This is a genomic window from Mycobacterium tilburgii (assembly GCF_902168065.1).
In the GTDB taxonomy this organism is placed as follows: Bacteria; Actinomycetota; Actinomycetes; order Mycobacteriales; family Mycobacteriaceae; genus Mycobacterium; species Mycobacterium tilburgii.
Genome location: NZ_LR655690.1, coordinates 270,420 through 284,984 on the forward strand (window position 1 = coordinate 270,420; position 14,565 = coordinate 284,984).

8 protein-coding genes and 7 pseudogenes are annotated in these 14,565 nt (G+C 66.5%); 6 read left to right on the top strand and 9 right to left on the bottom strand.

The features are described from left to right. Window positions 1-81 precede the first annotated feature (81 nt). Together FQ389_RS18580 and FQ389_RS01365 are read left to right on the top strand one after the other, a co-directional pair. Window positions 82-231, top strand: a pseudogene (locus FQ389_RS18580) (CoA transferase); the annotation flags it as partial. A gap of 286 nt (window positions 232-517) precedes the next feature. Continuing rightward, window positions 518-2,770 carry a SulP family inorganic anion transporter gene (locus FQ389_RS01365; protein ID WP_186296229.1) on the top strand — a complete coding sequence of 751 codons (2,253 nt, stop codon included), beginning with the start codon at window positions 518-520 and terminating at the stop codon, window positions 2,768-2,770. A 12-nt stretch (window positions 2,771-2,782) separates the two neighbouring features. Here the strand turns inward: FQ389_RS01365 and FQ389_RS01370 are convergent. The 5 genes and pseudogenes from FQ389_RS01370 to FQ389_RS01390 all read right to left on the bottom strand — a co-directional run. Further along, window positions 2,783-4,210, bottom strand: a pseudogene (locus FQ389_RS01370) (sensor histidine kinase); the annotation flags it as partial. A 63-nt stretch (window positions 4,211-4,273) separates the two neighbouring features. Continuing rightward, window positions 4,274-5,455, bottom strand: a pseudogene (locus FQ389_RS01375) (PP2C family protein-serine/threonine phosphatase). 144 nt (window positions 5,456-5,599) lie between these two features. Then, window positions 5,600-6,769: an acyl-CoA dehydrogenase gene (locus FQ389_RS01380; protein WP_144205907.1), complete on the bottom strand. Its 1,170-nt coding sequence runs from the start codon at window positions 6,767-6,769 to the stop codon at window positions 5,600-5,602. A gap of 13 nt (window positions 6,770-6,782) precedes the next feature. After that, window positions 6,783-7,298, bottom strand: coding sequence for a 5-(carboxyamino)imidazole ribonucleotide mutase (purE, locus tag FQ389_RS01385; protein WP_144205851.1), 516 nt, complete (start codon window positions 7,296-7,298; stop codon window positions 6,783-6,785). A 9-nt stretch (window positions 7,299-7,307) separates the two neighbouring features. After that, entirely contained in the window at window positions 7,308-8,558 is a 1,251-nt protein-coding gene (locus FQ389_RS01390) for a 5-(carboxyamino)imidazole ribonucleotide synthase (RefSeq protein ID WP_144205852.1), read from the bottom strand. Window positions 8,559-8,660: 102 nt separating this feature from the next. On the opposite strand from FQ389_RS01390, the pseudogene FQ389_RS01395 reads away from it, so the two are divergent. Then, window positions 8,661-9,282 (top strand): annotated as a pseudogene (locus FQ389_RS01395) (GtrA family protein). Here the strand turns inward: FQ389_RS01395 and FQ389_RS01400 are convergent. The 4 genes and pseudogenes from FQ389_RS01400 to FQ389_RS21885 all read right to left on the bottom strand — a co-directional run bounded on the left by FQ389_RS01400 (window position 9,237) and on the right by FQ389_RS21885 (window position 12,088). Continuing rightward, the gene (locus tag FQ389_RS01400) at window positions 9,237-9,755 is read right to left on the bottom strand and encodes a PH domain-containing protein (RefSeq protein ID WP_144205853.1); all 519 of its coding nucleotides are present in this window, start codon (window positions 9,753-9,755) and stop codon (window positions 9,237-9,239) included. The pseudogene FQ389_RS01395 and the gene FQ389_RS01400 overlap by 46 nt on opposite strands. An 8-nt stretch (window positions 9,756-9,763) precedes the next feature. Further along, window positions 9,764-10,591, bottom strand: a complete 828-nt coding sequence (locus tag FQ389_RS01405; RefSeq protein WP_144205908.1) for a biotin--[acetyl-CoA-carboxylase] ligase — start codon at window positions 10,589-10,591, stop codon at window positions 9,764-9,766. Between the two features lie 150 nt (window positions 10,592-10,741). After that, window positions 10,742-11,401, bottom strand: a pseudogene (locus FQ389_RS18585) (FAD-binding protein); the annotation flags it as partial. Next, window positions 11,302-12,088, bottom strand: a pseudogene (locus tag FQ389_RS21885) (FAD-binding protein). The pseudogenes FQ389_RS21885 and FQ389_RS18585, both read right to left, overlap by 100 nt. Before the next feature lie 35 nt (window positions 12,089-12,123). Here FQ389_RS21885 and FQ389_RS01415 point away from each other — a divergent pair. The 3 genes and pseudogenes from FQ389_RS01415 to FQ389_RS18600 all read left to right on the top strand — a co-directional run. Beyond that, window positions 12,124-13,767 carry an acyl-CoA carboxylase subunit beta gene (locus tag FQ389_RS01415; RefSeq protein ID WP_144205854.1) on the top strand — a complete coding sequence of 548 codons (1,644 nt, stop codon included), beginning with the start codon at window positions 12,124-12,126 and terminating at the stop codon, window positions 13,765-13,767. Continuing rightward, complete coding sequence (locus tag FQ389_RS01420) at window positions 13,764-14,030, top strand: acyl-CoA carboxylase subunit epsilon (RefSeq protein WP_144205855.1); 267 nt, start codon at window positions 13,764-13,766, stop codon at window positions 14,028-14,030. Before FQ389_RS01415 ends, FQ389_RS01420 begins: the two co-directional genes overlap by 4 nt. Then, a pseudogene (locus FQ389_RS18600) lies at window positions 14,027-14,548 on the top strand (Maf family protein); the annotation flags it as partial. The gene FQ389_RS01420 and the pseudogene FQ389_RS18600, both read left to right, overlap by 4 nt. Window positions 14,549-14,565: the final 17 nt, after the last annotated feature.

Consider the following 14,565-nt stretch of genomic DNA (forward strand, 5'->3'; position numbering starts at 1 on the left):
GCGCCACCACGACCGAAAACGCGGCCAGGATGCCCACCAAGCGGGCCAGCGAGCGCCAATCGGGTCGCGCGAAGGGCCAGGCAAAACGAGCTCGCTCTCACGGTCGGCAGCGGCGACAATGAAATCACGGTGATCCGTACACCGGCGCGTTATTCCAGCTTCGACGCGGCGGCTGCCGATCCCCCACCGGCCACAGGCGAGCACAACAACATCTATCTCATTGAGCCGTGATGTCCCTGTTGGCGACCTTCTGAGTCACCGATGACAGATACGGTTGTCAGTATGCCGGCACGTGATTTTCTTTGAGTTGTCGATGAATGCGTAGTCGTTCGTCGAGACCGTTCGACAACCGGGGAATGCTTCCCCACAACGAACTTGCCGCAGGCGGCGCAATGTCTCGCCGTTTGCTGATTTGCGGCGTCGCGGTTGTGAAAGCCCCTGACCTCGCGTTGACACGCGGCCGTCTACCGGTCATAAAGGGGTCTTCAGCCGAAGGAGTCAATTTATGAATGCGCCCATCACCACTAGCAAAAGAACGGCAAAGGGGCCGTCGTTTCTGCAGAATCTGCGTCACGACCTGCCTGCCTCACTTGTCGTCTTCCTTGTCGCGCTGCCGCTTTCACTCGGTATCGCGATCGCCTCGGGCGCCCCACTTCTCGCCGGCTTGATCGCGGGGGTGGTCGGCGGCATCGTGGCCGGCGCACTCGGCGGGTCCGCGTTTCAGGTCAGCGGCCCCGCTGCGGGTCTGACCGTTGTGGTCGCCGGGCTGATCGACGAACTTGGCTTTCCGATGCTGTGCGTGATGACCGCCGCCGCGGGGGCACTACAGATCGGGTTCGGCCTGAGCCGGATGGCTCGCGCCGCGCTGGCCATCGCCCCGGTGGTCGTGCACGCGATGCTGGCGGGCATCGGAATCACGATCATGCTGCAGCAGATTCACGTCCTGATGGGCGGATCGTCACACAGTTCGGCGTGGCAGAACCTCATCGCGCTGCCCAACGGCATCCTCAATCACGAACTGCACGAGGTGATAACCGGAGCGACGGTGATCGTCATCTTGTTGGTGTGGAATCGGCTGCCGGCGAAGGTACGGGCTGTCCCCGCCCCGCTGGTGGCGATCGTCGCGGCCACCGCGTTCGCGATGGCGACGGGCCTGGACACTGATCGAACCTCGCTGTCGGGCAACTTCTTTGACGCCATCAACCTGCCGCACCTCACCGGCACGACACCCAAAGGCGACCCGTGGCTCGAGGAGGCCGGCGACATCATCGTGGGCGTGCTCACGATCGCACTGATCGCCGGCGTCGAATCGCTGTTGTGCGCGGTCGGGGTGGACAAGCTGCACGACGGTCAGCGGACGAACTTCGACCGGGAGATCATCGGCCAGGGCGCGGCGAACGTAATGTCCGGACTGCTAGGCGGGCTGCCGGTCACCGGCGTCATAGTGCGCAGTTCGGCCAACATGGCCGCCGGCGCCCGCACCCGGATGTCGGCGATCCTGCACGGCGTCTGGATCCTGCTGTTCGCCTCGCTGTTCACCAACCTAGTGGAACTCATCCCAAAGGCCGCCCTGGCCGGACTTCTGATCGTGATAGGCGCCCAGCTGGTCAAACTCGCTCACATCGAACTTGCCTGGCGGACAGGAAACTTCGCGATCTACGCCATCACCATCGTCTCGGTGGTATTCCTCAACCTGCTGGAGGGAGTGGCCATCGGACTGGCCGTCGCGATCATCATGCTGCTGGTCCGGGTCGTGCGTGCGCCCGTCGTGGTTCAGCCGATCGGAGACGAGCAGTCCACGCAGTGGCGGATCAATATCGACGGCACACTCAGCTTCTTGCTGCTGCCCCGCCTGACCAAGGCTCTCGCTTCGGTCCCCGAGGGATCGCAGGTGACATTAAACCTGAACGCAGACTACATCGACGACTCTGTCTCCGAGGCGATCACCGACTGGAAGCGGTCCCATGAGGCACGGGGCGGCGTTGTGGCCATCGTCGAAACGTCGGCCGCGAAGCTGCACGAAGCGCACGCCCGCCCACCGCAGCGCCACTTTCGCCCGAGTTCGATTGCGTTGGCGCCGTGGCGGTCCGTGCGTGGCCGTCATGATGATCCCGCCGAAGCATCCATTCTGGACCGCGTCGACGAGTATCACCGCAACGGTGCAGCCGTTCTGCAGCAACACATTTCCGACCTCAATGGCTCGCACGACCCCTACGCGCTGTTTCTGACCTGTGCAGACTCACGCATCCTGCCGAACGTCATCACCGCAAGCGGCCCAGGCGACCTCTACACCATCCGCAACTTCGGCAACCTGGTGCCCAACGACAGTCGCGACCGATCCATCGATGCCGCACTCGAATTCGCCGTCGGACAACTGGGGGTGCGTTCGGTAGTCATCTGCGGGCACTCGGAGTGCGCCGCGATGAAGGTGCTCATCGACGACAACATCGACCGGGCAACCACACCGATGGGCCAGTGGCTCGAATACGGCAGCGAAAGCCTGGCCGCCTACCACGACCACCATCCGGCCCGCCGCAGCGCGGAGGCCGTCGGCTACTCGGAGGTCGACCGGCTCAGCGTGGTGAACGTCGCGATTCAGCTGAAAAGGCTTACCCGCCACCCGATCTTGGTGGACGCGATCGAATCCGGCAGGCTTCAGGTGGTCGGCATCTTCTTCGACATTCCGACCACCCGGGTGTACGAAGTGACTCCGCACGGCATCCTGTGCGCCGAGGAGTCGGTGCGGTCGGTGGCGCACTCGGAGACCTAGCCGGCCTCGGACATCGGTGTAGGCCGTATCGATGCGGACAGTGCCGTCGTGGTACTCGACGATCTTCTTCACCAGCGCCAGGCCGACGCCGGTACCCGGATACACCTCCCAGCCATGCAGGCGCTGGAAGATCACGAAGACCTTTTCGGTGAACTCCTCGGCGATGCCGATGCCGTTATCCGACACGGTCAGCAGCCACTGGTTGGTATCGGGGCGCAGTTCGCAGTCAATCACGATGCGCGGCGGCCGTTCGACGTGCCGGAACTTGATCGCGTTGCCGATTAGGTTCTGCCACAACATGGTCAGCAACGTGGGATCCCCAACGACCTGGGGCAGAGGCCGGCCAGGCCGCACGATCTCGGTGTTGGATTCCTCGATGGCGGCTTCCAGGTTCGCCACCGCCGCATCCAGCTCGACCTCGGTTTGCTTGCTTCCCATCCGGCCGACCCGGGAAAAGCTCAGCAGGTCGCTGATCAGCACCTGCATGCGTTTGGCGCCGTCGACCGCGTAGTTGATGTATTCGATGCCCCTCTCGTCGAGCTGGTCGCCGTAGCGCTTATCGAGTAACTGACAGAAGGAGGCGACCTTGCGCAGCGGCTCCTGCAGGTCGTGTGAGGCCACATAGGCGAACTGTTCGAGTTCGGCGTTGGAGCGCTTCAATTCGACCGTCTGCTCGTCCAGCCGCGCTTCGGCGGCCCGCGAGATGTCGAGCGCGGACACAATGCGCTGCCGCATGTTCGCGACGTCGACGGCGATGTCGCGAATGTCCTTGGGCCCTTGGGTTTGTGCGATGGTCTCGGTGAAATTGTCCTCGGTGATCCGCCGGCAGGACGCGACCAAGGCCGCCAGCGGCCGGGTGATCGCCGCCCGGGTCAGCACCCCCAGCGTGATCGCGAGACCGAAAGACACCAGCACCACCGCGCCCAACACCCAGTCGCGCCACGCGGTGACAGTGTTTAGTTCGTTGACAGCCTGCGCGGACGCCGCGGCGAGACCGGTGTTCTGTGCATCGAAAAGCGCTCGCAATTTGTCGAATTCGGCTTTGCCACGGTCCGCGACTGTGCTGTTGGCGATGCCCGGTGAATTGGGGGTCACTTTGGTGATCGACGGCTCGGCGGAGCTGACCCGCAATTCGATGGCGGCCCGCTCGATGGCGTCCAAGTCGTTGAGCAGTTCGATGCGCCCGCCGACCAGCCGTCGGAGCTCTTCGGCCGCCGCATGTTCGGCGTGCTGCCCGTCGTAGTACGGCGTGAGGAACTGCCGGTCGGCGGAGATCACCTAACCGCGCACACCGGTCTCCTGATCACGCAGCGCGGCCTGCAGTTGGAACGCGGCCACCCGCGCCGGCTGGATCTCCTCGCTCAGGCTGCGGGCCACATCGTCGCTGCGGTTCAGCAACGCCGCACCCGCCAGCGCGCCGACGAGCACCAGCACGCCCATGCTGAGCAGCACCAGGAACAACCAGCCCCGAACCGTGAGCTGCGCGCAACTGTGAGCCGGTGCTCACGGCGCCGTCCGCTCCACCCGCACCACCGCGATGTCGTCGGTGAGACCACGCGCGGCTGGGCGAGCTCCTATGCACCGTCGATCAGCACGTCGACGAAAGCCGGCCCGGGAAGACCAGGGTAGTTACGCGCGAGTGCCAGCAAGCCATCCTCCCCAAGTCGCTCGTTGCCGGTTCCGGAATACCCCTCGAAAAGGCAGTCGGTGAGCAGCAGCCCCTGCTCCACCGGCAGTTCCAGCTCGTGCAGCGGCCAGTCGTCGGCGCGCAGCCCCAGTGCCGGTCCGGCCGGCGGCTCCACCCATCCACGGTCTGGGCACCGTGCCGCAACATACCCGAGTGACCGGCCCGAATCGAGGTCAACCGGGGGCTGTCCGGCGCGATCTCCAGCCACAGGACCGTCGCGAAGATGCCGCTGCCGCTGTGTTCGGCATGCAGCACCCGGTCGAGCTGACGCATCAGTTCCCCGCTGCGGACGCCCGCGAAGGTCAGTGCACGCCAAGCGATTCGCAATGCGGCGACCAGGGCGGCCCCGTGCGGTCCGTGTCCGGCGACATCCCCGATCAAGACGTGGACGACCCGATCCGGTGTCTGCACGACATCGTAGAAGTCGCCGCACAGCAACGCGTTCTCGCGACTCGGCCGGTAGCGGGCAACGATCTCGACGCCCGGGTTGTTCAGCAGTAACGCTGACGGCAGCAGACCCCGCTCCAGCAGCGCGTTCTCGCGGGCCCGAAGCTTGAGTCACGTGCAGATCGGCCGCGATCAGCTCGACCCGTTTACGCTCGATCGCGTAAAGTAACGCACGGCGCAGCATGTCGGCTTCGACCCGCCTCTTGACCAGGTAATCCTGCGCCCCGGCTGCAACCGCCGATGCGCCGAAGTTCTCGTCGTGCAGACCGGTCAACACCACGATCGGCACGGTCGCGTCGCGTTCGGCGATGCGGTTGAGCGCATCGATACCGTTGGCATCGGGCAGGTTCAGATCCAGCAACACGCAGTCGGGCCGGGCCGCGGCGAGTTCGCGCTCCGCGTGCGCCATCGACTGCGCCCGGGTCACCCGGATGTCGTCAACCGAATCGGCGATCAGATCCTCGACCAGCACCGCGTCGACCCGATCGTCTTCGACCAGCAAGCAGCGACAAGGTCTGCCAAGTTGCGGGCGGGCTGACCAGGCTCAGCATTCCGTACCCCTTGCCGCAGTCGTGCCCTTGCTCATCTCGCGCATGCGGCCGCTACATCCCCGAACGGCCAGCGTACGTGAGCTCGGTTGTAGCGACCGATCCTATTAGCAGCTGAATTTCCGGTTAACTGGCCCCGGCGAGAGTTTAGCGCAGCAACGCCCGCGACATAACCACGCGCTGGATCTGGTTGGTGCCCTCGTAGATCTGGGTGATCTTGGCGTCACGCATCATCCGCTCGACGGGGAAATCGACGGTGTAGCCGGCGCCACCGAACAGCTGCACGGCGTCGGTGGTGACCTCCATCGCGACGTCGGAGGCAAAGCACTTCGCCGCCGCCGAGATGAAGCCCAGATTGGATTCGCCGCGTTCGGCCCGTGCGGCGGCGCTGTACACCATCAGCCGGGCAGCCTCCACCTTCATCGCCATATCGGCCAGCATGAACTGCACGCCCTGGTTGTCGCTGATCGGACGGCCGAACTGCTTGCGGTCCTTGGTGTAGGCGATGGCGGCGTCCACGGAGCCCTGCGCGATGCCGACGGCCTGGGCGCCGATCGTGGGACGGGTGTGATCGAGGGTGGCCAGCGCCGTCTTGAAGCCGGTGCCGGGTTCGCCGATGATCCGGTCGCCGGGGATGCGGCAGTTCTCGAAGTACAGCTCCGTGGTCGGTGAGCCCTTGATACCGAGCTTCTTCTCCTTCGGGCCCACGGTGAAACCCTCGTCGTCCTTGTGCACCATGAACGACGAGATGCCGTTGGCGCCCTTGTCGGGATCGGTCACCGCCATCACCGTGTACCAGGTCGACTTGCCGCCGTTGGTGATCCAGCACTTGGCGCCGTTGAGGATCCAGTGGTCGCCGTCGGCCTTGGCCCGGGCGCGCATCGAGGCCGCGTCGCTGCCGGCCCCGCGCTCGCTCAGGGCGTAGGAAGCCATCGCGCTGCCGGCCGCGATCGACGGCAGCACCTGCTTCTTGAGCTCCTCGGAGCCGCGCAGGATCAGGCCCATGGTGCCGAGCTTGTTCACCGCGGGGATCAACGACGCCGAGGTGTCGACCCGGGCGACCTCCTCGATGACAATGCAGGCGGCCACCGAGTCGGCGCCCTGGCCGCCGTACTCCTCGGGCACGTGCATGGCGTTGAAGCCCGACGCGGTCAGCGCGTCCAGCGCCTCCTGCGGGAAGCGGGCATTCTCGTCCACATCCGCGGCGTGCGGGGCGATTTCCTTCTCCGCCAGCGCCCGGATCGCGGCCCGCAATTCCTGGTGCTCTTCGGGCAGTTGGAACAGATCAAAATCGGGATGTCCGGCCCATCCAGCCATCAAGGCCTCCTTGCTACTCGCTGGTAACTTTACCCCGAAGCTTCTGCAGGGTCGCATCCTTGGCCCGCACACTCTCGGCCAGCTCGTCCTGGAAGGCGGCCACCTGGGCCCGCAGCGCAGGGTCGGAGGACCCAAGGATCCGCACCGCCAGCAGGCCGGCGTTGCGCGCACCGCCGATCGACACCGTTGCGACCGGCACGCCGGCCGGCATCTGCACGATAGACAGCAACGAGTCCAGCCCGTCCAGCCGCGCCAGCGGCACCGGCACTCCGATCACCGGCAGCGGCGTCGCCGACGCCACCATGCCGGGCAGGTGCGCGGCGCCCCCGGCGCCCGCGATGATCACCTCGATGCCGCGGTCGGCCGCGCCCCGCGCGTAGTCGAACATCACGCCCGGAGTGCGGTGCGCCGAGACGACCCGGACCTCGGCCGGAATTTCGAACTCCGCGAGCGCCTCGGCGGCGTCCTGCATCACCGACCAGTCGCTGTCGCTGCCCATGATCACCCCGACGCGGGGCGTTTCACTCATTGGCGTCTCTCATCGACGCCGCTCCTCATGTGGGTCCCATCCGTCCGTCCACTGCCCATGTGCCAACCAGTGTGCTGCCAGCTCGCCGCGTTCACGCAGCTGCGGTAGCTCCGCGGCGTCGGCGCCCAGGTAATTGATGTGCCCGATCTTGCGGCCGGGGCGCTCGGCCTTGCCGTAGAGATGCACTCGGGCGTCGGGCATCCGCGCGTACAGGTGGTGCAGCCGCTCGTCGAGGGTCATCCGCGGCCGCTGCGCGGCGCCGAGCACGTTGACCATCACCGTCACCGGCGTGATTGCGTCGGTCTCGCCCAGCGGATAATCCAGGACGGCCCGCAGGTGCTGCTCGAATTGGCTGGTCCGCGACCCGTCCATGGTCCAGTGCCCGGAGTTGTGCGGCCGCATCGCCAGCTCGTTGACCAGCAGGGCACCGTCGGTCGTCTCGAACAGCTCGACCGCGAGGACCCCGACCACGCCGAGTTCGGCGGCCAGCCACAGTGCCAGTTGCTGGGCTCGCGCGGCCGCGTACTCGGTCAAGTCCGGGGCGGGCGCGACCACCTCCACGCAGATGCCGTCGTCCTGCACCGTTTCGACCACCGGCCAAGCGGCACCCTGGCCGAACGGCGACCGCGCCACCAGCGCCGCCAGTTCGCGCCTCAGCTCCACCTTTTCCTCGAGCAGCACCGGCACCCCATCGGCCAGGTAATCGCGGGTGGTCTCGCGGGCATCGGCCAGATCGCGGGCCAGCCTCACACCGCGGCCGTCGTAGCCGCCGCGGGCGGCCTTGACCACCAGCGGGGTGTCGCCGGCCGCGCCGAGGCGCCCCGCGAAGGCATCGACCTCGGCGAGCTGCGACAGCGAGTCGAGGCCCACATAGCGCGGCACGGCGGCGCCGAGCGCCTCCAGCCGGCGGCGCATGACGAGCTTGTCCTGAACGTGGACCAGCACCTGCGGCGGCGGGGCCACGTTGATGCCGTCGGCGACCAGCTTCTCCAGCAGCTCCGTCGGGACGTGCTCGTGATCGAACGTCAGCACGTCGACGCCCTCGGCGACCCGGCGCAGGTCGTCGAGGTTGGTGTGCAGACCGATCACCACATCGGGGCTGACCTGCGCGGCGGGCTCATCGGCGGACGTGGCCAACACGCGCAGCCGCTGTCCCAGCGCGATCGCGGCCTGGTGGGTCATCCGGGCGAGTTGACCGCCGCCGATCATCGCTACGACGGGGGCGGCCTCCGGCAAGGGGGAACTTGGCACGCGCGTCATGGTGTCACGACTACCCACCGTGGCGTGTTGAACGGCTGCAACGCAAAAATGTTTAAGTACCATTTTGCGTCGTTTTCGCATCCGTCCGTACACTCACGAGTTGTGTCCTTCGCCGATGCCACAATCGCGCACTTACCCCAGGCGTTCCAGCCCTATGCGCAGCGCCACCACGAATTCATCAAATTCGCGATCGTCGGGGGCACCACGTTCGTCATCGACTCAGCCATTTTCTACACCCTCAAGCTGACGATCCTGGAAACCAAGCCGGTGACCGCCAAGGTCATCGCGGGCATCGTCGCGGTCATCGCCTCCTACGTGCTGAACCGGGAGTGGAGCTTCCGGGACCGCGGCGGTCGCGAACGTCACCACGAGGCGCTGCTGTTCTTTGCGTTCAGTGGCGTCGGGTTGCTGCTGAGCATGGTGCCGCTGTGGATCTCCAGCTACATCCTGCAGCTGCGCGAGCCGACGGTGTCGCTGACCGTGGAGAACATCGCCGACTTCATTTCCGCCTACATCATCGGCAATCTGCTACAGATGGCGTTCCGCTTCTGGGCATTTCGCCGCTGGGTGTTTCCCGACCAGTTCGCCCGCAACCCCGACAAGGCGCTCGAGTCCGCGCTCACCGCGGGCGGAATCGCCCAGCTGAGCCGGCCGCCGCATGGACCTGAGCCGGCCGGCTCAGCTGGGCGATTCCTCGGAGCCCAGGGTGTCGAAGACTTCGTGATACAGCAGCGCGTGCACCTCGCGCAGCCGCGGAATGTTAGAAAACTCCAACGGATCTTGTGACGCCGACTCGATAATCAGCGTCCCGGTGCGAAACATCCGCTCCCAAATCTTGTCCCGGAATTCCACGCTATTAATCCACGCCAACGGGATATCCGACCCGCAGCGGCTCAGCAATCCGTGCCGATACATCACGCGGCGATTGGTGACGACGAAATGAGTCGTGAGCCAACTCAGGAACGGCCATAGCGCCAGCCACCCGATGGTCAGCAACCAGATCCCCCAGATCACCCCGTGGACGATATTCTTGGCGGTCTGTTCCCAATGCGTCGAGTTGACGTAGCCGGACCCGAACGCCGCCAGCCCGGTCGCCAGGACGAAGATCACAACCGGCCAGGTCAGCCGCTTCCAGTGCGGATGGCGATGGATGACGACCTGTTCGCCGGCGGCCAGGGCATTGTCGGGATAGCTCATGGGAGACATTAGCCCCGTAGTTGCACGACGTCACCAGCGGAAACGACGACAGTTTCGCCTTTGCTCTCCAGGCACAGTCGTCCTTGGTCGTCGATCGCGCTGGCGGTCCCGACGACCTCCTTGCCACCGGGCAGTGCGGCGCGCACCTGGGTGCCGAGGGTCAGACTGCGCGCGCGGTAGTCGGCCGCCAACTGCCAGTCGGCCCCGCGCGCGGCTTGCCACGCCACGATCCGGCCGCCGAGCTCGCGCAGCACCGCGCCCACCAGCCGATCGCGGTCGGGAGCGGGGACGCCGAGGTCGAACAGCGACGTCGCCCCCGGCCCGTCGACCTCATCGGGTGACTGAGTTACGTTGAGCCCCAAACCAATTACCACCACCGGCCGGGCGACCTCAGCCAGGATTCCGGCCAGCTTGCCGGCGGGTTCGCCCGCGCCGGCAAGCACATCGTTGGGCCATTTGAGGCCCAACCGGACCCCGGTGCCCTGCAGCAGCGGGCTCACCGCATCGACCACCGCCACGCCGGTGGCTAGCGGCAGCCAGCCCCAGCCGGTGACCGGGACGTCGACGACGCTGACCGCGACCGACATGGTGATCTGCGCCCGCGGCGAGGACGACCAGCCGCGGCCGTGCCGTCCGCGGCCCGCCGTCTGATGCTCGGCGATCAACACCGAACCGGCGACGTCGGTTCCGGCAGCCGCGCGAGCCAGCAAATCGGCGTTGGTGGAACCGGTCTGCTCAACGACATCGAGCCGCCGCCAACCCAATCCGGTCCCGATCAACTCGGCGCGCAGGGCGGCGGCGTTCAACGGGGTGCGGAATTGATCTCGGTCGGTCACCGGGCCCAGCCTAGAACCCCGGCGACGTAACGGGCGGCGGTCGCACATGTCCAGCATGGCCAAATGGCTGAACAGCATGCTGGTCCCGATCGGGTTGCCGCCGCCCGGGTAGGCGGTCCCGCTGGGCGCTGCCATGGTGTTGCCCGCCGCGTACAGGCCAGCGATGGGGTGCCCGGATTTGTCCAGGACCCGCGGCCGCGGTGCCGGTCCGAAGCCCGCCCTTGGTGCCCAGATCGGAGATGCCGAACGCGGCGGCGTGATACGGCGGGTGTCGATGGGGACCAGCGGCGACGCCCCGCCGGAGAACGCGCGGTCGAAGGCCTCGTCGCCCCTGCCGAAATCCTCGTCGACGCCGGCCGCGGCGAACTCGTTGAACCGGGCCACCGTCGCCGACAGCTGCTGGGCTCCGACACCGATCTTGGCGGCCAATTCCGCCAGCGTGTCCGCGGAGTGCCGCAGGCCGGCCGCCACGTATCTCCCGGTTTCGACGATGACGACGTTGGACGCCTTGACCGGCGGCACCTCACCCTCTTTGTCGTCGTAGATCATTCAGTACGGCAACGTGATCGAACCAGCCTGCAGTTGCCGGATGATCTCACGGCCCGCCCGGTCGTAGGCCTGCGACTCGTTGACGAACCGGTTGCCGTCCTGGTTGACGAAGATGTCACCGGTAAACCACAGCGCGAACGCCGAGCGGTCGTCGGGATGGGTCATGCCGGGTGACCACCACGCCTGATCCAGCAGGTCGGTGTCGGCGCCGACGGCGATGCCGGCCTGCAGCGCCAGGCCGCGACTGCCCGGGCCGCCCATCGTGCCGCGCGCGTAGCCCGGCACCCCGTAGCGGCGGCGCAGGTCCTCTCGTTGGCTTCGAAGCCGACGGCGGCCAGCAGCACGCCCAGGCGGGTGCGGATGGCCCGGCGGACCCCGTCGGTTTCGACGATCGCGCCGGTGACCCGCCGCTCGGGGCCGTCCAACACCACCAGCTCGACCAGCGCGGTGTCACGCCGCAGCGACGCGTTCGGGTACTGGCCAATGGCCTTGAGGAAACGCGCGATCAGGGCGCGGCCGCCACCGCCAGCGGCTTTGCCGCAATGTGGCGCCGGCCGTCCAGGCGCGCCTTGGGCGCCTTGCCGAAGTAGTCCGGCCAGGACCAGCGGCACGAATTTCAGCTGCGTCCTGCTCGAGATGCTCGATCAGCGGCGCGCCGCCGCGGACGTACGTCTCCTGCAGGTCGCGCGGGGTGCGGTCGCCGACCACGGCGTGGTAATAGGTCAGCGCGTCCTCGATAGTGTCGTCACAGGAGCCGGCGCGCAACAACACCGGGTTGCACGGAAACCACACCCCACCTCCGCCGAAGTAGGCGGTGGTTCCGCCGAATTTCCCGGTCGATTCGACCAGCAGCACGTCGAGACCCTCGCGCGCGGCAGTGTAGGCGCCGGTGACCCCGCCGCCACCCGATCCCACCACCAACACGTCGCATTCGGTCGCCCAGTCCATCAGCAGAGAATAGCCCGCCGCTAAGCTCGGGATCCATGACAAGCGTTACCGACCACACGGGTCATTCAGCGGAGCCGGCCGCCGAGCACACCATAGACATCCACACGACGACGGGCAAACTGGCCGAGCTGCACCGGCGTCGCGAAGAGTCCCTGCACCCGGTCGGTGAGACAGCCGTCGAGAAGGTGCACGCCAAGGGCAAGCTGACCGCCCGGGAGCGCATCCTTGCGCTGCTCGACGAGGACTCGTTCGTCGAGCTCGACGCGCTGGCCAGGCACCGCAGCACCAACTTCGGGCTGGAAAAGAACCGCCCCCTCGGTGACGGCGTGATCACCGGCTACGGCACCATCGACGGTCGCGATGTATGCATCTTCAGCCAGGACGCCACGGTCTTCGGTGGCAGCCTCGGCGAGGTCTACGGCGAGAAGATCGTCAAGGTCCAGGAACTGGCTACCAAGACGGGCCGGCCGCTGATAGGCATCAACGACGGCGCCGGTGCGCGCATCCAGGAGGGTGTGGTCTCGCTCGGCCTGTACAGCCGGATCTTCCGCAACAACATCCTGGCCTCCGGCGTCATCCCGCAGATCTCGCTGATCATGGGCGCCGCTGCCGGCGGGCACGTCTACTCGCCCGCCCTGACCGACTTTGTCGTCATGGTCGACCAGACCAGCCAGATGTTCATCACCGGGCCCGACGTCATCAAGACGGTCACCGGCGAGGACGTGACCATGGAGGAACTGGGTGGCGCCCACACCCACATGGCCAAGTCGGGCACGCTGCACTACGTCGCTTCCGGCGAGCAGGACGCGTTCGACTGGGTCCGCAACCTGCTGGGCTACCTGCCACCCAACAACTTCACCGACCCGCCCTACGCGGTTCCGATTCCGGAGGGCCCGATCGAGGACAACCTCACCGAGGAGGACCTCGAGCTGGACACGCTGATCCCGGACTCGCCGAACCAGCCCTACGATATGCACGAGGTGATCACCCGAATCCTCGACGACGAGTTCCTGGAGGTCCAGGGCGGCTACGCGCAGAACATCGTCGTCGGGTTCGGGCGCATCGACGGCCGGCCGGTGGGCATCGTGGCCAACCAGCCCACCCAGTTCGCGGGATGCCTGGACATCAACGCCTCGGAGAAGGCCGCCCGGTTCGTGCGGACCTGCGACTGCTTCAACATCCCGATCATCATGCTGGTGGACGTCCCGGGCTTCCTGCCGGGCACCGGCCAGGAATACAACGGCATCATCCGGCGCGGCGCCAAGCTGCTGTACGCCTACGGCGAGGCCACCGTCCCCAAGGTCACCGTCATCACCCGTAAGGCCTACGGCGGCGCCTACTGCGTGATGGGTTCCAAGGACATGGGCTGCGACGTCAACCTGGCCTGGCCGACCGCGCAGATCGCGGTGATGGGGGCCTCTGGCGCTGTCGGCTTCGTCTACCGCCAACAGCTCAAGAAGGCCGCCGCCGAAGGCCAGGACGTCGACGCGCTGCGGCTGCAGTTGCAGCAAGAGTACGAGGACACGCTGGTCAATCCGTACGTCGCCGCCGAACGCGGTTACGTCGACTCGGTCATCCCGCCGTCGCACACGCGCGGCTACATCGCCACGGCGCTGCGCCTGATGGAACGCAAAATCTCCCACCTGCCCCCGAAGAAGCACGGAAACATCCCACTGTGAGTGAGACGAACGGTTCAACACCGGTGAGCGACGAGACCGCGACGGCCGGCCAGCCACATCAGCCGCACATCAAGATCCTGCGGGGTAACCCCACCGACGAAGAGGTGGTCGCGCTGATGACGGTGCTGGGCAGCGTCGGAGGCACGCCCGCGCAGCCGCCGACCGAGAGCACCCGGTGGGGGCTTCCGGTCGACAGGTTGCGCTACGCGATCAGCAACTACCAGCGAATCACCCTGCAAGAACGCGTACACATGCGGCGATGACCCGCCTGGTCCTCGGGCCGGCCTCCACCGGACGTCGTAAAGTGTTGCGCCAGGCCGGAGTCGAGCCACTGATCGTCGTCTCCGGCATCGACGAAGAGCGCCTCATCGCCGGCCTTCCTTCGCACGCGGGTTCCGGCGAGGTGGTGTGCGCGCTGGCGCAGGCCAAGGCCGAACAGGTCGCAGGCGAACTGGACCGTGACATCGCCGCGGATTGTGTTGTAATCGGCTGTGATTCGATGCTCTACCTCGACGGCGAACTGTGCAGCAAGCTGAAATCCGCCGCGGCGCGCCAACTGTGGCAGTCGATGGCCGGGCGCTCGGGCCAGCTGTACACGGGTCATTGCGTGATTCGACTGCAGGACAACGTGATTATTAACACTGAAGCGCAAACCGCAATAACCACAGTGCATTTCGTAACACCGTCACCCGAAGATCTGGAGGCCTACCTGGCCGACGACGACTCATTGCGGGTTGCCGGCGGTTTCACCCTCGACGGCCTGGGCGGGTGGTTCGTCGACGGCGATCCGGCCGGCGT